Origin of the sequence: Fundicoccus sp. Sow4_D5 (genome assembly GCF_052116365.1) — a bacterium.
GTDB lineage: Bacteria > Bacillota > Bacilli > Lactobacillales > Aerococcaceae > Fundicoccus.
The window spans coordinates 326,602-345,323 of record NZ_JBQKLF010000001.1; the positions used below are offsets into that span (position 1 = coordinate 326,602).

Annotated in this window: 19 protein-coding genes, 1 other RNA gene and 1 other annotated feature; of the genes, 14 read left to right on the forward strand and 6 right to left on the reverse strand. The window is 37.7% G+C overall.

Features of this window, described 5'->3' with window-relative positions:
* The first annotated feature begins 93 nt into the window (after positions 1-93).
* Positions 94-169 (forward strand) — a sequence feature (ribosomal protein L21 leader region).
* Positions 170-207: 38 nt separating this feature from the next.
* The 4 genes from rplU (at position 208) to ACTQ45_RS01620 (ending at position 2,526) form a co-directional block, all read left to right on the forward strand.
* A complete protein-coding gene (gene rplU / locus ACTQ45_RS01605) occupies positions 208-516 on the forward strand; it encodes a 50S ribosomal protein L21 (RefSeq protein ID WP_441750183.1) in 309 nt (102 codons plus the stop codon).
* Positions 517-518: 2 nt separating this feature from the next.
* Entirely contained in the window at positions 519-860 is a 342-nt protein-coding gene (locus ACTQ45_RS01610; RefSeq protein ID WP_441750184.1) for a ribosomal-processing cysteine protease Prp, read from the forward strand.
* Between the two features lie 20 nt (positions 861-880).
* Positions 881-1,171, forward strand: a complete 291-nt coding sequence (rpmA, locus tag ACTQ45_RS01615) for a 50S ribosomal protein L27 (protein ID WP_441750185.1) — start codon at positions 881-883, stop codon at positions 1,169-1,171.
* Between the two features lie 230 nt (positions 1,172-1,401).
* Positions 1,402-2,526 carry a baeRF6 domain-containing protein gene (locus ACTQ45_RS01620; protein ID WP_441762776.1) on the forward strand — a complete coding sequence of 375 codons (1,125 nt, stop codon included), beginning with the start codon at positions 1,402-1,404 and terminating at the stop codon, positions 2,524-2,526.
* Between the two features lie 206 nt (positions 2,527-2,732).
* Here ACTQ45_RS01620 and ACTQ45_RS01625 read toward each other — a convergent pair whose 3' ends face one another.
* Positions 2,733-3,167, reverse strand: coding sequence for a DUF2188 domain-containing protein (locus ACTQ45_RS01625; RefSeq protein ID WP_441750187.1), 435 nt, complete (start codon positions 3,165-3,167; stop codon positions 2,733-2,735).
* A 190-nt stretch (positions 3,168-3,357) separates the two neighbouring features.
* Here ACTQ45_RS01625 and ACTQ45_RS01630 point away from each other — a divergent pair, with 190 nt between their 5' ends.
* The 4 genes from ACTQ45_RS01630 to pyrR all read left to right on the forward strand — a co-directional run bounded on the left by ACTQ45_RS01630 (position 3,358) and on the right by pyrR (position 7,279).
* Complete coding sequence (locus ACTQ45_RS01630; protein WP_441762777.1) at positions 3,358-4,062, forward strand: SDR family NAD(P)-dependent oxidoreductase; 705 nt, start codon at positions 3,358-3,360, stop codon at positions 4,060-4,062.
* A gap of 164 nt (positions 4,063-4,226) precedes the next feature.
* Entirely contained in the window at positions 4,227-5,417 is a 1,191-nt protein-coding gene (locus ACTQ45_RS01635; protein WP_441762778.1) for an acetate/propionate family kinase, read from the forward strand.
* 123 nt (positions 5,418-5,540) lie between these two features.
* Entirely contained in the window at positions 5,541-6,620 is a 1,080-nt protein-coding gene (locus tag ACTQ45_RS01640) for a chromate transporter (RefSeq protein WP_441750190.1), read from the forward strand.
* A 122-nt stretch (positions 6,621-6,742) separates the two neighbouring features.
* Positions 6,743-7,279, forward strand: a complete 537-nt coding sequence (gene pyrR / locus ACTQ45_RS01645) for a bifunctional pyr operon transcriptional regulator/uracil phosphoribosyltransferase PyrR (protein WP_441750191.1) — start codon at positions 6,743-6,745, stop codon at positions 7,277-7,279.
* A gap of 61 nt (positions 7,280-7,340) precedes the next feature.
* Here pyrR and ACTQ45_RS01650 read toward each other — a convergent pair whose 3' ends face one another.
* From ACTQ45_RS01650 to ACTQ45_RS01660, 3 genes are all read right to left on the reverse strand, one after another.
* On the reverse strand, positions 7,341-7,610 hold the full coding sequence (locus tag ACTQ45_RS01650; protein ID WP_441762779.1) for a hypothetical protein: 270 nt from the start codon (positions 7,608-7,610) through the stop codon (positions 7,341-7,343).
* Positions 7,611-7,754: 144 nt separating this feature from the next.
* Positions 7,755-7,945, reverse strand: a non-coding RNA gene (ssrS, locus tag ACTQ45_RS01655) — 6S RNA.
* Between the two features lie 115 nt (positions 7,946-8,060).
* On the reverse strand, positions 8,061-9,326 hold the full coding sequence (locus ACTQ45_RS01660; RefSeq protein WP_441762780.1) for a replication-associated recombination protein A: 1,266 nt from the start codon (positions 9,324-9,326) through the stop codon (positions 8,061-8,063).
* Positions 9,327-9,673: 347 nt separating this feature from the next.
* Here ACTQ45_RS01660 and ACTQ45_RS01665 point away from each other — a divergent pair, with 347 nt between their 5' ends.
* The 5 genes from ACTQ45_RS01665 to mnmA all read left to right on the forward strand — a co-directional run bounded on the left by ACTQ45_RS01665 (position 9,674) and on the right by mnmA (position 14,367).
* On the forward strand, positions 9,674-10,855 hold the full coding sequence (locus tag ACTQ45_RS01665) for a DUF1576 domain-containing protein (RefSeq protein ID WP_441750194.1): 1,182 nt from the start codon (positions 9,674-9,676) through the stop codon (positions 10,853-10,855).
* 19 nt (positions 10,856-10,874) lie between these two features.
* The gene (locus ACTQ45_RS01670) at positions 10,875-11,222 is read left to right on the forward strand and encodes a hypothetical protein (protein WP_441750195.1); all 348 of its coding nucleotides are present in this window, start codon (positions 10,875-10,877) and stop codon (positions 11,220-11,222) included.
* Between the two features lie 422 nt (positions 11,223-11,644).
* Positions 11,645-12,790, forward strand: coding sequence for a cysteine desulfurase family protein (locus tag ACTQ45_RS01675; RefSeq protein WP_441750196.1), 1,146 nt, complete (start codon positions 11,645-11,647; stop codon positions 12,788-12,790).
* A gap of 5 nt (positions 12,791-12,795) precedes the next feature.
* Positions 12,796-13,134, forward strand: a complete 339-nt coding sequence (locus tag ACTQ45_RS01680; protein ID WP_441750197.1) for a cysteine desulfurase — start codon at positions 12,796-12,798, stop codon at positions 13,132-13,134.
* Positions 13,135-13,242: 108 nt separating this feature from the next.
* Positions 13,243-14,367 carry a tRNA 2-thiouridine(34) synthase MnmA gene (mnmA, locus tag ACTQ45_RS01685; protein ID WP_441750198.1) on the forward strand — a complete coding sequence of 375 codons (1,125 nt, stop codon included), beginning with the start codon at positions 13,243-13,245 and terminating at the stop codon, positions 14,365-14,367.
* An 88-nt stretch (positions 14,368-14,455) separates the two neighbouring features.
* On the opposite strand, the gene ACTQ45_RS01690 is transcribed toward mnmA, so the two are convergent.
* Positions 14,456-14,836 carry a hypothetical protein gene (locus ACTQ45_RS01690; RefSeq protein WP_441750199.1) on the reverse strand — a complete coding sequence of 127 codons (381 nt, stop codon included), beginning with the start codon at positions 14,834-14,836 and terminating at the stop codon, positions 14,456-14,458.
* Positions 14,837-14,955: 119 nt separating this feature from the next.
* On the opposite strand from ACTQ45_RS01690, the gene recD2 reads away from it, so the two are divergent.
* Positions 14,956-17,553 (forward strand): SF1B family DNA helicase RecD2, encoded by a 2,598-nt coding sequence (gene recD2, locus ACTQ45_RS01695; RefSeq protein WP_441762781.1) that lies wholly within the window; start codon positions 14,956-14,958, stop codon positions 17,551-17,553.
* A gap of 115 nt (positions 17,554-17,668) precedes the next feature.
* On the opposite strand, the gene ACTQ45_RS01700 is transcribed toward recD2, so the two are convergent.
* Complete coding sequence (locus tag ACTQ45_RS01700) at positions 17,669-18,607, reverse strand: diacylglycerol/lipid kinase family protein (RefSeq protein WP_441762782.1); 939 nt, start codon at positions 18,605-18,607, stop codon at positions 17,669-17,671.
* Positions 18,608-18,722 lie beyond the last annotated feature (115 nt).

Sequence of the window (18,722 nt, forward strand, 5' to 3'; positions counted from 1 at the left end):
TGGGTAAGTTTATTGAGTATAATAATATTTGAAAAAAAAGTTTGACGTTGGTTAGTATATTTGGTAATATACTATTGTTGTATTTGTGTAGCACCACGTCTACAACCGCGCATTTTAAGAACTAAGAATTGCTTGGCAATCTCTTAACGTGGCGAGTCTAAGTGTAGAGTTCATCGAACTCGCAAATCTAATATAGGAGGTGCTTGAATGTACGCAATTATTAAAACAGGCGGAAAACAAGTAAAAGTTGAAGTAGGTCAAACAATCTTTGTTGAGAAACTAGACGTCGAAGCTGGCGAAAAAGTTACTTTTGACGAAGTTGTCTTAGTAGGTGGCGAAGAAACTAAAGTGGGTACTCCACTAGTTGAAGGCGCAACTGTTGAAGCAACTGTTGAAAAACAAGGACGCGAAAAGAAAGTCGTGACGTTTAGATACAGACGTCGTAAAGACTCTCATCGTAAACAAGGTCACCGTCAACCATATACTAAATTAACAATTGATGCTATTAACGCATAATTATGATTAAGATTACGGTTTACAAAGATGCACAAGATACGATTCAACAACTAAAAATGATAGGGCATGCGCAATACGCAGATCCAGGGTACGACATTGTTTGTGCGGCTGTATCAAGTCAGGTCATTTCAGTTGAAAACTCTTTACAACAGTTGCTTAAAATTGCAGTTGAAACAAAAGTAGATGAAGTCGAAGGTGGCTTTTTACATTTGAAGATGCCGGCAATTACACAGAAACGGTTAAGAAGTGATAGCCAACTATTGTTAAATCATTTAGTCTTTGCATTACAAGTTCTCGCTGAGAACTACCCTGAATTTATTAAAATTCAAGAATCAACTATTTAACCTTAAGGAGGTGCTTGTCAATGTTGAAATTAAATTTACAATTATTTGCAACGAAAAAAGGTGGAGGTTCGACTCAAAACGGTCGTGACTCAATCTCTAAACGTCTAGGCGCTAAATCAGCTGACGGCGAAACAATTCACGCAGGTACTATCATTTACCGTCAACGTGGAACTAAAATTCACGCTGGTAATAACGTAGGCCGCGGTGGAGATGACACATTGTTTGCATTAGTAGACGGTGTTGTTCGTTTCGAACGTAAAGGTAAAGGCAAGAAACAAGTTTCTGTCTATCCAGCAGCTTTAGAAGCTTAATAAGAAAACATTTTCGGGACTCTCTGATTCGTCAGTGGGTCTTTTTTTATACCCATCATTAGACTCGTCTGAATATGATGTCTAAAGCCTAGAGAGTATATGTTCCTATTCTGCAAAGGAAGACCTTCTGTTATTTTTTAAAAATTAATCTGAGTTTTGAAGCGAAATAATTTTACAAGCGGCTGAGATATTGATACTCTTAAGGTAGTATATAAGAAAGGGGTTTCAATATGATAAAATTAAATGCCTTTCCAGCACCAGAGCTGGAGAAAGATGATGAACTCTTTGTGACGGTTGCCTTAGAATTACATTCAACGTCTGTTAGTTCCGACCAAGATCGAATTCAATTGAATAATCTGTTAGATGACGCTAAGAAAAGGATTAAAGATGAGTGTGATAAGGATTTAGCTAAAAAGTTAATCGCTCAAGTAGATAAAGCTAAGAAACATGATATTGAATTAGTTACTTACCGTGGAGGCCTCGCGCTTTATATTACGCAAGATGATATTTTTTATTACCATTTAGGTATTCCAGTAGCTAATTTATTGAATGTATCTAATGGCCCTAACTTGACACCTTTAATTGAAAACTACCAATTTACAAATCAATATTTCGTATTAGTGTTAAATAGAGAAGATATTCGACTGTTCGAAGGGGATTCGACTTCTGTTAAGGAAATCAAACTCGAGGGAGAAGATGTGCCTAAGACTTTAGAGGCGGCTCTTGGAACTGAAAAAACTGGCGACAGTTCTGCAAGTGGTGCTGGCGGTGGAGGCGGTGGAGAGAGCGCTTTGCACGGCCATACAGAAACTAGTAAAGAAAAGGATATCGACCGTGAAAATTACTTTAGAATTGTAGATCGCTATATTCAAGAGCATTATACATCTGAACGTGATTTACCATTGATTTTATACGCACTACCAGAAAATCAAGCGGTATTTCGTAAATTATCAAAAAACAATCATCTGTTAGAGGATGGGATTGAAGAGTCAGGTGCAAACGTAAGCTTTAATACGGTCCAAGAAAAAGCTTTAGCCAAAAACATCGAAGTTGTTAAGAAGCAGCAAGAAAAAATGTTTAATCGCTTTAGAGAAACGTCTATGAAGTTTCGTGTTGATAATCAATTAAATGATTTAGCGATAAGTGCAACGCAAGGGCGTGTAGAAGAATTATTGGTTAACAAAGGGTACCGTCAAAGAGGTATCATTACGCCAGAAGGTGAATTTGAAGAAGTCGATCACGATTTCGTCAAACGATTAATTACTCGTGTTGTCGCAACAAAAGGTAAAGTCTTTGTAGTCAACCAAGACGATATGCCAGTGGGAATTAATTTATCTGCGCGATTGAGATATTAAATATTAAAGAAGCCTCCAAACGATTAGGTTAGATCGTTTGGAGGCTTCTGCGTATCTTGTCCCTTAAATGCTGTCAGATTGTTTTGTTAAAACTGGAGTGAGTGGTTGGTTCAATGCTAAGGAATCTACTGCACGTACGAGTATGTGAGTTAATCGTCATACTGCTGTAGCTGTGGCACACAAGTATGTCTTAGTTACCATTCATGCTATCGCGTTTGTTTATTACCTTCTTTAGTATAAGTAACGACTTTTGTGCCCTTATTCTTAGCAATCTCTTTTGCACGTTCTATAGCGGTTTCTTTAGTTGTAAAAGTATCACTTGCACGTTCAGCTTTGACGGTTTTAACATGCCATTCATCATTTTTATAAAACACTTCAACATTTTCATCGAGTAAGTCGGGATTTGAGCTTTGGTCATGTGTATCATTTTTCTTAGGATTTGGCTCCTGTTCAAAAGCCTCTTTTTCTTGTGTACTCGCATTGTCATACCATTCTTTGCCTTGTGAGATTGCAATAGGAATTGCTTGATTATCATCGTATCCATTGGCTAACAAAGCGTTTGCGATATCGATGATTTTCTTACGTAGTAAGTTGTCAAAGTTCTTTAATGAAGCAGGATAATCATTCATGTTCCATGGCATTTCATTCACTCTCCTTTGATAGAATATGTCACATCATAATGTGAGTATGCTGAAAATTTAGCAATAATTCAATTGAAAAGCCTTTGATAAGGCAGTCAATACGATATAATAAGCTATAACGATATCGTATAATACAATTACAAGCAGCGTGGTGAGTTAAAAACCGATCAGAGTAGAAAAGAGGGATTCAATGTTCAAGGATAAAGTGGTCGTTATTACAGGCGGTGCCCAGGGGATTGGTGAAGCCTTAAGTAAAGAATTTACTAAATTAGGAGCACACGTATGTATCATTGATCAACAAAGCAATCATTATTTTCAAGGCGATTTGGCAGATGGTCAAGTGATTCAACAATTTGCGGCCAAAGTAATTGAAGATTATGGCGGGCTGGACTTACTAATAAATAATGCAGCGCCTTTATTTAAAGGGTTGACAGAGTGTAGTTATGAGGAATTTAACTTAGCGCTAAGTGTGGGAGTGACCGCTCCTTTTATGCTGACGAAATTATTTGCAGACTACTTCAAGCCAGGTGCTTCAATCATCAATATTTCGTCAACGCGCGATAGAATGAGCCAAGCACACTCAGAAAGTTATTCTGCTGCTAAGGGCGGAATTTCAGCGCTCACGCGTAGTTTGGCCGTCACACTGGCAGGGAAAGTACGGGTCAATTCAATTTCGCCAGGTTGGATTGATACGACTAATACTATAGCTTCACCTAGCGATGACTTGCAACATCTAGTCCATCGAATCGGCCAAGTCGAAGACGTTGTGCATGCGGTTAAATTTCTAGCGTCACCAGAAGCTGGTTTTATTACGGGAGAAGACTTGACATTGGATGGTGGTATGTCGAAATTAATGATTTATCATGACGATGCCGGATGGACTTATCACCCTTAGTAAACAGAGAATAGAGAGCGTGTTCTTCTATAAGCAAAAGTTATGGTTTGTAGTTGATTTTATGATGTACTTCTAACCATATATTGGATTTAATTATTATCAATAATCAGTAAACGTGTTATACTTAGGATATTAATTAATATATGAAATGGGGAAATGGATTAATGTCTAAGATTATGGCGGTCAACGCTGGTAGCTCAAGTTTAAAATTCCAAATTATCGTTATGCCGGAAGAGGAAGTTCTTTCTATCGGTTTAGTGGAGCGTATTGGTTTAGCAGGCTCACGTTTGGAAATTGAATACGGTGAAGGTCAAGAATTTGAATTAGTAGAAGATATTCCAAACCACGACCGTGCGGTTGAATTATTATTCGAACACTTAAGTTCATTAAAAGTAATTGAAAACTTCGATGAAATTGCAGGAGTTGGTCACCGTGTAGTTGCTGGGGGAGAACTCTTTAAAGATTCAGCTTTAGTAACTGACGAAGTAATCCAACAAGTTGATGATTTAGGTGAATTTGCACCATTACATAACTATGCTGAAGCAACAGTTATGCGTGCTTTCAAAGAGCGTTTACCTGAAGTACCAATGGCAGCGATTTTCGATACTTCATTCCATACAACAATGCCAGCTGTTAACTACGTATACAGCTTACCATATGAGTACTACGAAGATTTCGCGGCTCGTAAATATGGCGCACACGGTACTAGCCACCGTTACGTTGCAAACCGTGCAGCTGAAATGTTAGGTAAACCAGTTGAAGATTTAAAAATCATTACTTGTCATTTAGGTAATGGTGGTTCAATTACTGCTGTTGAATACGGCAAGTCAATTGACACTTCAATGGGCTTCACGCCATTAGCAGGTATTACAATGGGAACTCGTACAGGTGACATTGATGCCTCATTAATTCCATTCTTAATGGAAAAACTAAATATCACTGATGTTCAAGAAATTATCGATATCTTCAACAAGAAATCTGGTTTATTAGGAATTTCAGGCGTATCAAGTGATATGCGTGACGTTGAAGGTGCAGCAGCAGAAGGTAACGAGCGTGCACAATTAGCATTAGATATTTTCTATAACCGTGTTCAAAAATATATCGGTCAATACGTAGCATTAATGAATGGTGTTGACGCAATTGTCTTTACTGCAGGTATTGGCGAAAACTCAGGTATCACTCGTAAAATTATCATGGATGGCTTAACATTCTTTGGTGGTACAATTGACGATGCTAAAAACGATACGCGCAAAGAAGCGATTATTTCTACAGATGACTCAACAGTAGCAATTTTAAACGTTCCAACGAACGAAGAAGTAGAAATTGCCCGTGAAGTAATCCGTTTATCTAAATAATTTTTTAAAACCTACATATTTATTTTATGTAGGTTCTTTTTATGCATACTAATCAATAGATCAACCGACATTGAAGTGGAACGTTTCCTTTCTATCGATTGATCGAATCAAAGGAGATCCCTGATGAGTTCATTACATAAAAATATTGTCATTGTTTTTCTTAAACTAGGTCTATTTGCATTTGGAGGACCAGCGGCGCATATTGCGATGATGGAGGAAGAATTAGTAACCAAAAGAAAATGGATGAAAAGACAAGAGTTTTTAGATTTGCTTGGTTTCACTAATTTAATCCCCGGCCCTAACTCAACGGAATTAGCCATATTAATCGGCTATTCTCAAGGCGGAGTTTTAGGGTTGTTTTTAGCGGGAATTTCATTTATTTTACCGGCGATGATTTTAGTGTTAATCATCGGCTACCTGTATGTCACTTATGGTGAAATGCCACAAATTCAAGCAGTTTTTAATTTTATCCAACCAGTCGTTGTTGCAATTATAGTCAAAGCCTTAGTTAAGTTAGGTAAAACTGCTATCTCTAATATTCAAACATTTATGATTTTTATATTATCCTTTGTTTTAATAACGTATGGTTTAAGTGAAATAACTGTCTTACTCATTGCTGGAGCGATGATGTTTACGTTTAAACAGCTAACACAATATAAAGCAAATAATCTTAGTCTAGAACCGATTTCACTCATGACTTTGTTTTTAACCTTTTTGAAAATCGGCTCTGTTTTGTATGGGAGTGGCTATGTCTTACTAGCTTTTATCCAAGCAGAGTTTGTAGATCGCCTTGGCGTGCTGACGCAAAGTCAAATGATGGATGCCATTGCCGTTGGAGAAGTGACACCAGGTCCAGTTTTTACAACCGCAACCTTTGTGGGGTATATCTTACATGACTTATCCGGCGGGATTGTCGCTACCATTGGGATTTTCTTACCTTCTTTTTTATTAATTTTGATTTTAGCGCCAGTCTTTAACCGATTGAAACATTCTGAAGTCTTTTCTAATATCTTATTAGGTGTAAACGTCGCAGCTTTAGCTTTAATGGCAAGTGTCACATTTCAATTAGGAGCCGCCATATTAATTCAGTGGCACTATTTACTAGTGTTTATCATCAGTTTGCTCGGACTTATGTATTTTAAGTTGAATTCTGTTTACTTTATTATTGGCGCCATTGCGCTAGGTTTAGTTACAGTTATTTAGTCACTTTAATAAGAGGAAAGAAAGCTTTTTGATTTCAAACTCAAAAATAAAATCGCATATTTTGAAAAGAAAAAATGTTTGATACAATGAATAAGTAAAGAGAAATTAGGAGGAGACTAAGTATGATCAAAAGAGTCATTATGGATGAACAAGCAATCAGAAGAACCTTGAAACGAATTGCTCATGAAATTGTCGAACGTAATCATGAAACTGATCAAGTCGTATTAATAGGGATTAAAACGCGTGGAGAATTTTTAGCGAATCGCTTAGCTGAAAAGATATATGAGATAGAAGGAGTGAATGTTCCAACGGAGGTGCTTGATATTACGTTTTACCGAGACGATTTATCTCCAAAAGATCAATTGACAGAACCGAAACTAGAACGCCCGAATTTCACAACAGATTTGGAAAATAAGATTGTCGTCATTGTGGATGATGTATTCTACACAGGACGTACGGTCAGAGCGGCGATGGATGCCATATTGGTTGAGGGTCGACCTGCCAACATTCAATTAGCTATTTTAATTGATCGTGGTCACCGTGAACTGCCGATTCGCGCGGATTTTGTAGGAAAGAATATACCTACCGCTAAGTCAGAAAGAATTGCTGTAAAATTACAGGAAGTTGATCAAGAAGAAGTAGTTGAAATTGTTAATTAGCACTTAGCTAATCGTAGGAAAACAGCCAGCTGAATTTTCAGCTGGCTGTTTGTGTCAACATTTATTTTAAAAGTGAGTACATCATAAACGAAAGAAGGGCGGTCAGTATTAAAGAGATAACCATCCAGATATAAACAAAGTTCATGACTGCGACTAAATTTAAGACAAACCCTAAGAGTCCCATCAATAAAAAGGTTAAGGCAAATAATTTAATTAAGCGAGGATTTGTTAGATTCAGTATTTCAATTAAACTAGCTCGATAGATGTATAAGTAGGCTGCGATAATTATCATCATCGAAGGGAAAGCGTACATCAAAACTTGTAATATCATAAAATCCCTCCCGTTTTGATTTTCTTAATGTTATCATAACATAATTTTAATAATTAGTGGAAGCAAAGCTCTTTAAAATCAGATGACATTTAATTCTCATTTATTTTAAGGCACAAAAAAATGCTGGCGTATAGCCAGCAAAAAAAGATATCCGATGGTGCCGTCTTAGTATATATTTTGCTTGAACCCGCAGTATAAGCAGGTGGGCTCCACAACAGTGTTTTCTGACTTCCAAATGAAAAGGCTTGTCATAGTCACTAATTGACAGGATCCCGATATATAAATAAAAATGTTCGGTCAACACAGTGCATATACAACGAACACCTCAGATATATTTTCCTTATACAAAGTATAGCACATCTTCTCTTGATTGCAAGTATTATGAAGTTTTGTTTTTATAAAAGACTACTAGACGTGCCTTGGTAAGGCTACCGCAATTTAAAACTATCACTATTTGCTTCGAATATTCTGATAGAATTGGTTCAAAGCCGCTTCGAATTTTCCAGTAGGTTCAGCTTGGAAGTACTCACGGTTTTTTAAATTATTGGGTAGGTATTGTTGTTTTACCCAATGACCTGGGAAGCTGTGTGGGTATTGATAGTCGACGCCTCGATTAAGTTTTGCTGCACCAGAATAATGACTATCTTTTAAGTGATCCGGCACAGGACCGCCTTTACCTGTACGAACGTCTTGCATCGCGGCATTAAAAGCTCGGTAGCTTGTGTTTGATTTAGGGCTGAGGGCTAATTCAGTGACGGCATAAGCTAAAGGAATAGAAGCTTCAGGCAAACCTACTTTTTCCGCAGCTTGAACAGCAGCGACTGTTCTTTCAGTTGCTCCCGGATTACCTAAACCGATATCTTCATAAGCGATGATAAGTAAACGACGACAAGCAATGACAATTTCACCGGCTTCCATTAAAATGGCTAAATAATATAGCGCCGCATTAACGTCACTACCGCGAATCGATTTTTGTAAAGCTGAAATCACATCATAGTGTGCATCGCCATCTTTATCATGGGTGAGTCTTTTTCTCTGAAGACATTCTTCGGCAATTGCTTTTGTAATGATGACTTGCCCCTTATCATTTGCTTGGGTCGAAAGGACTGCTAGTTCCAACGCGTTGAGTGCACTGCGAATATCACCATTGGTTACGTTGGCGAAATGATTGATTACATCATCTGCTATTTGAACTGAATATTTACCAAGTCCATTTTTTTCGTCAGCAATTGCTCTTTCGAGACCTAACCTCATATCTTCAGGTGCTAAAGGCTTTACTTCGAAAATTTGCACACGACTACGAATAGCAGGGCTAATCGAAATATAAGGATTTTCTGTCGTAGCTCCGATAAGAATGATGCGTCCATTTTCTAGATGGGGCAAAAGGTAGTCCTGTTTGATTTTATTTAAGCGGTGAACCTCATCTAATAGTAAAATGACAGTACCAGACATTTTGGCTTCTTCTACAACGATTTCTAAATCTTTCTTAGAGTCTGTTGCAGCATTTAATATACGAAAGGCATACTTGGTACTACCGGCAATCGCGCTAGCAATACTTGTTTTACCTGTTCCAGGTGGGCCATATAAAATCATCGAGGCTAGACGTTTAGCGTCAACCATTCGACGTATAATTTTACCAACTCCGACTAGGTGTTCTTGTCCTAATACATCTTCTATATTATTTGGGCGCATTCGAAATGCAAGTGGTTGTTGCATAATGACCCCTCCTCTTATAATTAAACTACACTCATAATACTAAAGAATGCCTAGTAAGACAAACAGATGTTCCAAAAATAAAATTGAACAATATTAATGAGTAAAAAATCTGTATTTCTCTAATAGCTTAGCGTATAATTAGACTATAAAACATTGGATGTAAGGTTAATGTCTATTAAACTTATTACAATGTTTGTTTAGTGAAGAGTGAGTTCTTTATATTAATAGTCAATTCAAAGAGGGGTGGATACAGTATCAAGTTCATACGTACTTCAAGCATCGATGCTTGGTTTAGGAGAAATATAATATTATTTTTTAGCATACTTACTTTAGGATATGCTTTGCTAATGCCAGATGCGCAAACAATTTTAAGTGATTACATCAATTTATTAACTCATCAGACCTATTTAATGCACGATTTTTTTGAAATAGGGGGGATTGCGGCTACCTTTTTAAATGTTAGTTTACATTTTTTAGTGGCTTTTTATTTAATGCGCGATCGCGAATCGTTTCGTTTTAACGGTTTACAAATGGGAGCGATGGGAATCTTTATTGGGCATTCATTTTTCGGAACACATCCTGTTAATTTTTTGCCGATTATTTTCGGGATTTGGCTGTACACAAAATACACTGAACAGAAATTTTCAAGAAATGCATCGATTTGTTTATTTGCTGCTTCAAATGGACCCATTGTGTCTTTTATTCTTTTTAGAGAAGGCTTAAGTGTGCAAGCAATTCTGCTTGCTTTAGTTTTTGCAATTGTTGTGGGCTTCATTGCGGTCCCTTTAGCTGAACATGTCATTAAATTTCACCAAGGATTCACCTTATACAACTTTGGTTTCACCGCAGGTATTATCGCTATGTTTGCAATGATATTTTTTAAAATGCTAGATTTTGAAATAAAAACTGTTTCATACTTGAGTGACCATGCTCATAACTATGCCTTGATATTTATATTACTGATCTTAGGCTTTCTAATATTGTTGGCGTTTCTTGGTAAGAAAAGTACACCCAATTACCGAGAAGAGTATACACGACTCATCGATAGTTCTGGTAGAGTGCCAGCAGATTTTGTGACACGTTTTGGTTATGGTGTCTCAGCGATGAATATGTTTTTTAATGGTCTTATCTTTTTAGGAATCGTCTTGATAACGGGCTATCCAATTAATGGTTCAGTAATGGGAGGAATTATCTCAGTCATCGGTTTTAGTGCTTTTGGCAAGCATCCACGTAATTCTATTCCAATAGCTGTAGGTGTGACTATCGCTACATTGATTGCTGGCGAGAGTTTCCAATCACAAAGCTTTTTACTGCCTGTATTGTTCGGAACGAGTTTAGCACCAATTGGCGGTTATTTTGGTTTTGGGTATGGCATAATAGCTGGTTTTCTCCACTATCATTTAGTTAACAGTGTATTTGTGCTACACTTAGGAATGAACTTATACAATAATGGCTTTTCTAGTGGTTTTGTTGCCGCCTTCTTAGTGCCATTATTGGAAATTTTACCTGATTCATGGGTACGTAAATGATCATTAAAGGAGTAATGGTATGAAAAAGATTGACGAGCAGGATAAAGCGAAACGTATTTTGAAAGAGCTAGCAGGTTACTTTTTCGATAATAAAATTTATGAATTCGATTTAAATGTTCAATTCAATACAGAGGCTTTGACAATCACTATCTCAGGAGAAGTGAATGCAGAGCCTAAAACTTTTAGATCTTTGATGAAGGATTTGTCTTTACCACGTCAGATGGATATTGACGAGTATTACAATGCACTATTAGGTAGCCATACTCATTATCATGATGATTACAGTTTATTGGGTGAAGCGATTGATGTTGTTGAAGGTAAGTTTGAAGACGGTCGCTTGTCAATTAAATTAGTCAGAAATCAGTAGACCTGGAGTTAACCAAATAAATGATCATGCACGATGAGTTTAATTGATCTTACTTAGACATACTCGAAAGAGAAAGTCTCAGGACAGATTAGATAATTAAACTCGTCGTTTTTTTTTATAGATAATCACAAGATATGACTTAAATAAGTTGCTGCATCAATTGATTAACCAGCAAACTTAAGGAGCGATGGCACCCTCGACACTTTGGCATCATTATATAATAGGATGAATGGTTATTTAATATTTTATTAAGATTTATTTTATGTCGATAGCCTCTGTCAAAATAATCAAATGAATGTTATAATGACTGAGTTGTAAACTTAAAGAAAAAGATAGTCAGGTAAATTAACGAAAGTTTACATACAATGTGGCATAAATCATGTATAATAATACAATGTAATTAAGTTTTGAAGGAGGATGCAATGATTTATTTAGACTATGCGGCAACGACACCTGTAAGGGAAGAAGTTGTCCAGACGATCCAAGAGGCTTTAATTAATTCATTTGGAAATCCTTCAAGTACCTATCGTATTGGTAAAGCAAGTAAACATCAGTTGACTTTGGCTAGGGCAGAACTTGCTCGTATATTAGGTGTTCACGAAAGCGAGATCTTCTTTACGAGCGGTGCTACCGAAAGTAATAACTGGGCCTTGCGTTCTCAAGCGGAACAAGCTTTCAAATTAGGTAAAGGAAATCATATTGTCTCGAGTGCAATTGAGCATCCGTCAGTGATGGAAGTTTTAGAGTACTTGGCGATGAGTGGTTTTGATATTACTTATGTTCAGCCAACTGCTGAAGGTGAAATTACTACAGAAGCTTACTTAGCGGCTACAACCGATCAGACCATTGGTTGGGTGGCTATGGCAGTCAATAACGAAGTCGGCTCACTTTTGCCGATTCAAGCCTTGGGAGAACTAGCTAAAGCAAAAGATATTTGGTTCCATGTCGACACTGTCCAAGCAATTGGCCATTTAGCGTGGGATTTTTCTCAGATTTCTTGTACAAGTTTTGTAGGCACTGGCCACAAGTTTTATGCGCCTAAAGGGATCGGCTTTTTAGTCTATCGCCCTTGGTCAAACGACATGCGATTGCAAGCTTTGCTTCATGGAGGCGGACAGGAAGCTGATAAACGTTCAGGTACTGAAAACTTGCCTTATATTTTAGGGATGGTTAAAGGTTTAACATTATTAGCCAACGAAGCAGCAGATAATTTAGAAAGGCATCAAGCTTTACAAGCGTATTTTTACGCTGAATTATCAGCAAATGGTATTGCTTATGAAGTTAACGGACATCCCGACGAGAGAGTGCCTTATATTAATAATATTTGGTTAAAAGATTGCTTAGCTAGTCAGTTATTAATCATGATGGATTTAGCTGGCGTTTATATCTCAGCTGGAAGTGCTTGTTCTGCAGGAAGTTTGACTGAAAGTAATGTTCTGAAAGCATATTATCCAGGACAAAGTGATCGTTGGAAGCAAAGTCTCCGAATATCTTTTGGTAAAGATACGATGAAAGCGGATATTGATACATTTATAAAACATATAAAACAGTTTGTAGAGAGGAAATGATTGTCATGGCATTTGGAAAAGAAGCAACTTTAAAAGGTTTTAATCGTAAATTTAGTGTGAGCCCGGAATGTAAACCTTACACCTTACGCGATAATGGTTTCTCAGAGACTAAAGGTGGCAACTTTCAATATAGACGAGCGTTAGATACTGAACATCGCAATGGCTTAGTTTTAAAAGTAACCGTTGATAAAGCAATTCAAGGCGTAAAAATATCAACTGTAAACAACAACGGCTTATCAGCAGTTGATGTAACTAAACTAGCGAATAATGCGATGGTAGTAGAAAAAATCAACTTTATCTTTGATGGATTTGTTGATCGCAATGTTTTGATTGAACACAAATAGTCAACAGTTATTTGAGAAACGAACATTTTTGAGTATGTCTAATGAAGACTGACGCTCAATTTGTTCGTTTTTCAACTCTAGTAAGCAGGTTAATAGAAAGGAAGCAAGATGACTGATAATAGTAAAACAAGAGTAGTAATCGGTATGAGTGGTGGGGTAGACTCATCAGTAGCGGCTTTGCTCTTGAAAGAACAAGGATATGATGTAGTAGGTCTCTTTATGAAAAATTGGGACGATACGGATGAAAATGGTTACTGTACAGCAACCGAAGATTATAAAGATGTGGCACTCGTAGCAGAACAAATTGGTATTCCTTATTATTCCGTTAACTTCGAAAAAGAATATTGGGACCGTGTGTTCGAATACTTTTTGGATGAGTATAAAAAAGGCCGTACACCTAATCCAGATGTTATGTGTAATAAAGAAGTGAAATTTAAAGCCTTCTTAGATTATGCGATGGATTTAGGTGCGGATTATGTTGCGATGGGGCATTACGCGCGTGTCAAAAGAGATGTGGATGGTACTGTCCACTTATTACGTGGTGTCGATGAGAATAAAGATCAAACGTATTTTCTAAACCAACTGTCTCAAGCACAATTACAAAAAAGCTTATTCCCACTAGGGGATATGCAAAAAAGTGAAGTGCGTGAGATTGCAGAAAAAGCAGGCCTTGCAACAGCTAAAAAGAAAGATTCCACAGGTATTTGTTTTATCGGTGAAAAGAACTTTAGTGAGTTTTTATCAAACTACTTACCAAACCGTCCAGGACGAATGGTGACACTTGATGGTGAAGACAAAGGGTCACACGCTGGCTTAATGTATTACACAATCGGCCAACGTCAAGGCCTAGGGATTGGTGGAGGGGGCGATTCAAATGACCCTTGGTTCGTGATTGGAAAAGACATCGAAACTCAAACACTATATGTAGGACAAGGTTTCCACCATCCAGACTTATATGCGGATTACTTAGAGGCTTCAGATGTGCATTTTACTGGGGACTTACCAATGCCACGTGAATTTACATGTACGGCTAAATTCCGTTACCGCCAAAAGGATACAGAAGTTAAAGTGGTTTTAGATGAAACTGGTACGAAAGCGACTGTCTACTTTGCCGAACCAGTGCGTGCGATTACACCTGGGCAAGCAGTGGTCTTTTACGACGGTGCTGAGTGTTTAGGAGGCGGCTTAATTGACGCTGCTTATTCCGATTCTAAAAAGAGACAATACGTTTAATCATTACCCAATATGACGAACACCGCAGGTGGCGATATCATTCATAAAATAAGAACCTCGCCATCCGGCGAGGTTCTATTTTTATTGACTAAAGGTGGCGAAAAACACGGGTTACTCGGTTTTCAATCGCTTCTTCGATTGCTAAATCGGAAAGGGTCATCGCTTGAATTAATTTATTCAAACGAGTGTAAGCAGGGTGACCTGGTTTAAATTTTCTCATCGCTTTTTCAGATTTATGAATGAGCGAATGAATAGGTGCTTGTGCAGCTTGTAATTCTTCTTTTGAATAAACAGGGCTGTTTGGCTTATCATGGAGTAAACTTTGTGCGATTTCTAATGCTTTAATACGATTGGTCAAAAGTGTGTGTTGCGAGCTACCTTCAGTAAATTTTGGCATTACTTTCACACAACCTGCGATGGTTGACTCAATGACTGCTAGCGTTGCCATCATTTCTCTTTTTTCTGTCATGCAAATCACCTTCCTTGAGTCATTATGCCACATTCCTTTAATAACTTTCAATCATCTCTTCGTCTGTAATACTCAGCTAGTAAGTCTTATGTTATAATATGTTTCAATGAATGTTGGAGGTGGAGACAATCGAAAGAAATCAACAAGCTGAGGAAGTAGTTGTAGGACAAGTGTCAGCTATTTTCTTTGAGAATCCGTCAAATTTTTATAAAGTGATGCAAGTTCAAGTCGATCAGACGGAGACCAGTCTCTTGATTGATGATGAAATCGTCTGTACCGGACAATTTATGGCGATTCATTTAGATACGCCTTATGAATTTTTTGGAAAATTAACGAGCCATCCTAAATACGGCGAACAATTTACAGTCACTCGTTATCAACAAAAAGCACCAACGAGTGAAAATGGTTTAGTCGACTATTTGTCGAGCGACCGATTCAAAGGCATCGGGAAAGTAATCGCACGTAGAATCGTCGACACACTCGGACTCGAAGCCATTGATGTGATTATTTCAGATGCCAATAGTTTGAAGAAAGTTGAAGGCATGACTCAAACTAAACGAGAGAGTCTAAGAAACACCTTGTTGCAACATCAAGGAACCGAACGTGTTTTTATGCAATTAACAGACTGGGGCTTTGGACCAAAACTAGCGGAAAGAATCTATAAAGTGTTTAAAAGTGACGCAATAGAGCGAATCAAAGCAAATCCTTATGAGTTGATTGAAAAAGTTGCAGGAATTGGCTTTCAAAAGGCCGATCAATTAGCTGAGCAATTAGGTTTTGAAGCTTTAGCAATTGAACGCTTGACAGCTGGGATTGTGATGGCAGTAACTGAACAATGCATGAGTAATGGCGATACTTATATTACGGAAGCAGAGGCTCTAAAAAAAGCGCAACAATTACTTGAGAGCAGTCGTCGTCAGTTAATTGAAAATGACTTATTAATTGAAGCACTGGATAAAGCGTTACTTGAAAAGACGCTCTTTCGTGTAGATACCGGTTTGATGGTTCCTAGCTTATATCAAGCAGAATTTGGAATAGTTGCACGAATTAAACAATATTTATCGACAGAATTAGTGGAACGTTTTGAAAGTGAAGAAATTGACGAAAAGATTGAACAGGTCATCGAGATTACAGGCATTCAGTATGATGAGACTCAGCGAGCGGCCTTAAAACTTGCGATTGCGTCACCAATGTCGATTGTGACGGGGGGACCTGGTACCGGGAAAACTACCTTAGTCAAAGGATTAATCCACCTACATGCCTTATTGCACGATTACAAATTAGAAGATATTACAAAGCATTCTGATTTAGATCCGATTGCTTTAGCAGCCCCAACCGGACGAGCCGCTAAACGGATGCAAGAAATGACCGGCTTAGAGGCTTCCACGATTCACCGTTTAATTGGATATACACGCGATAGTTCCGTTGATGATTTTTATGCCAATGAAATTGATGCGAGTCTTTTAATTGTTGATGAGATGTCGATGGTCGATACTTGGCTAATGAACTGGCTGATGCAAGCAATTCCTAATCATATGCAAATTATTTTTGTGGGCGATAAAGATCAATTACCATCAGTCGGTCCAGGAAAAGTATTTAGTGATTTAATTGAATCTGGCGTTTTTCCGACGATTTCTTTGACCAAAATATACCGACAAGGGCAAGATAGTTCGATTATTCAGCTGGCGCATAGCATTCGAGAAGGTGGCTTACCCGCTAACTTTTTAGAAAAACAAGCGGACCGCTCTTTTATACCATGTTCAACTAACCAAGTAACCGATGTCATTAGACAAATCGTCAGCAATGCGATTCAAAAGGGCTTCGACGGCAGTACCTTACAAGTCTTAGCACCGATGTACAAAGGACCAGCCGGAATTAACGCTTTGAATTCGATGTTACAAGAGTTAATGAATCCGCCGACTGCTAAAAAGCGCGAAGTAAATCATTTTGAAAAGAAATTACGTGTTGGCGATAAGGTCTTACAATTGGTCAATAATGCTGAAGAAGGCGTCTATAATGGAGACATTGGAAAAGTAGAAGGCATCTATTACGCTAAAGAAACAGAATCGAAGTCTGATGAGATTGTGATTAGTTTCGAAGATGATAAAGAACTCGTTTACAAAAAGAATGAACTAGATCAAGTGACTTTAGCCTATTGTTGCTCCATCCATAAATCACAAGGGAGTGAATATCCTCTAGTTATTTTACCGCTTGTTGATACATTTTCACGTATGTTAAGAAAAGACTTGTTATATACCGCAATTACGCGTGCACAGAAAAGTTTAGTGATGATAGGCAATCCCGCCAGTTTTAATTTGGCAGTCACTCAAAACCAAACAGAAAGACAGACTTTCTTAAGCGATATTCTAATTACCACGCTTGGCAAAATGAGTAGTCAAGAGGAGACAGGAAATTCAAACGCTGAAGCTATTGATGTTAGCGAAACTAAGTCAGAAGCTGACAGAGAGTTATCGTCGCCAAAACAGACGAAATCAAAATCAACAGATACGGCTCAAAGTGTTAATAGTCATGACGCCGACAACTCAGCTAATACAACTCATTCAGTTGCAGTTTCATCAGTAACTAGTACAAGGGCTACTCTGTGGGAACTTGATACTATTGAAGAGGAAAGACCGCAATTTTTAACGGTAACAAATCTCTGGCAAGTGGATCCGATGATTGGTATGGACGGCATTTCACCTTATGATTTCATGTAGGTACTTATGATTTTCATGATTCAAGTCAACTAGACAACAAACACAGCGAAACAAAGAACAGCCTGGACAGTCTCTTAGTAAAGAGAGAGTCCTGGCTGTTCCTATTGTCCTAGGTTTATAAATAAAATGGAAAATCGCTCACACTCAACGTTAAATCAGCTTGAATCAAAGATAAGTCTTCTCCATCAACTTGACCACGAACCGCTTTATTCAGCTTGATTTGCATGCTTTGACCGGTATAGCGACTGGAGTATTCGGATTCATGTTGAGTTTGAGTCATTAAGACACGAGGTAATAAATCAAAGACCCCTTTTAAATTGACATTATGAAAGGCAATCACAGACAATTCAGCTTTGTCTGCTTGAACAAGATTGTCTAACTTAATACCGCCTCCCATAAAAGGATTGTTCATAATAGATAATAAGTTACATTGCTTGATTTCAATTTCTTTACCATCGATGGTTAAGTTGGCCTCGAAATTTTTAATTTTATTCAAGCATGAAAAGACACCTAGTAAATAATTTAAATGACCCATTTTTAATTTATTCAAGAGGTTTCCAAATGGAACTTTTGAAGCGGCATAATTAGCTTCCGCATCAAAGCCAAAACCCATGCTGTTTAAAATGACCCCTTTAGAGTCTGTCACAGCTTCTTCGTATGTAAAAATAGGGATGCGAACCGCTTCACGTGCGTATAACATCGTCTCGACGATTTGGCGAATCGATTTGTCTTTTTGCCATACACGATTAAAATCATTACCTGTTCCAGCAGCAACATAAGTCACTGGAATATCTAGTTGGTTTTGGTGAAGGGCATTAATCACTTCATGCAAAGTTCCGTCTCCACCAATCACCAGTAATTTATGTGAATAAGGCTTATGACCACGCATTACGATTCCTTGGGTCAGTACGTAAGCATGGGTGGCATAATTCGTATAATAAGTTAAATAATCGATGTTGAAATTTGTCAGTTCCTTTTGAACTTCAAGCAGGACCTTCTTACCATTTCCTGCGCCCGCTTCGCGGTGGCAAATAATATGTACTCTCTCTGTCATAATTTTCCTCAATCTATGTCATAAATAATCTTCTTTTTGTCATTATACTGAAACTTGCTTGTTTATGAAAGGGCATCTTTCTTTTAGGGAAAGATAAGATGCAATTGCTAAAAAA

Bases quoted from the DNA above. Each gene is read 5' to 3' on its own strand.
- ACTQ45_RS01665 (WP_441750194.1), top strand. From the start codon at position 9,674: ATGCCAGATGCGCAAACAATTTTAAGTGATTACATCAATTTATTAACT.
- ACTQ45_RS01690 (WP_441750199.1), bottom strand. From the start codon at position 14,836: ATGACAGAAAAAAGAGAAATGATGGCAACGCTAGCAGTCATTGAGTCA.
- ACTQ45_RS01620 (WP_441762776.1), top strand. From the start codon at position 1,402: ATGATAAAATTAAATGCCTTTCCAGCACCAGAGCTGGAGAAAGATGAT.
- ACTQ45_RS01670 (WP_441750195.1), top strand. From the start codon at position 10,875: ATGAAAAAGATTGACGAGCAGGATAAAGCGAAACGTATTTTGAAAGAG.
- ACTQ45_RS01700 (WP_441762782.1), bottom strand. From the start codon at position 18,607: ATGACAGAGAGAGTACATATTATTTGCCACCGCGAAGCGGGCGCAGGA.
- ACTQ45_RS01635 (WP_441762778.1), top strand. From the start codon at position 4,227: ATGTCTAAGATTATGGCGGTCAACGCTGGTAGCTCAAGTTTAAAATTC.
- ACTQ45_RS01650 (WP_441762779.1), bottom strand. From the start codon at position 7,610: ATGATATTACAAGTTTTGATGTACGCTTTCCCTTCGATGATGATAATT.
- ACTQ45_RS01680 (WP_441750197.1), top strand. From the start codon at position 12,796: ATGGCATTTGGAAAAGAAGCAACTTTAAAAGGTTTTAATCGTAAATTT.
- ACTQ45_RS01630 (WP_441762777.1), top strand. From the start codon at position 3,358: ATGTTCAAGGATAAAGTGGTCGTTATTACAGGCGGTGCCCAGGGGATT.
- rpmA (WP_441750185.1), top strand. From the start codon at position 881: ATGTTGAAATTAAATTTACAATTATTTGCAACGAAAAAAGGTGGAGGT.
- ACTQ45_RS01660 (WP_441762780.1), bottom strand. From the start codon at position 9,326: ATGCAACAACCACTTGCATTTCGAATGCGCCCAAATAATATAGAAGAT.
- pyrR (WP_441750191.1), top strand. From the start codon at position 6,743: ATGATCAAAAGAGTCATTATGGATGAACAAGCAATCAGAAGAACCTTG.
- ACTQ45_RS01640 (WP_441750190.1), top strand. From the start codon at position 5,541: ATGAGTTCATTACATAAAAATATTGTCATTGTTTTTCTTAAACTAGGT.
- ACTQ45_RS01675 (WP_441750196.1), top strand. From the start codon at position 11,645: ATGATTTATTTAGACTATGCGGCAACGACACCTGTAAGGGAAGAAGTT.
- ACTQ45_RS01610 (WP_441750184.1), top strand. From the start codon at position 519: ATGATTAAGATTACGGTTTACAAAGATGCACAAGATACGATTCAACAA.
- ACTQ45_RS01625 (WP_441750187.1), bottom strand. From the start codon at position 3,167: ATGCCATGGAACATGAATGATTATCCTGCTTCATTAAAGAACTTTGAC.
- mnmA (WP_441750198.1), top strand. From the start codon at position 13,243: ATGACTGATAATAGTAAAACAAGAGTAGTAATCGGTATGAGTGGTGGG.
- rplU (WP_441750183.1), top strand. From the start codon at position 208: ATGTACGCAATTATTAAAACAGGCGGAAAACAAGTAAAAGTTGAAGTA.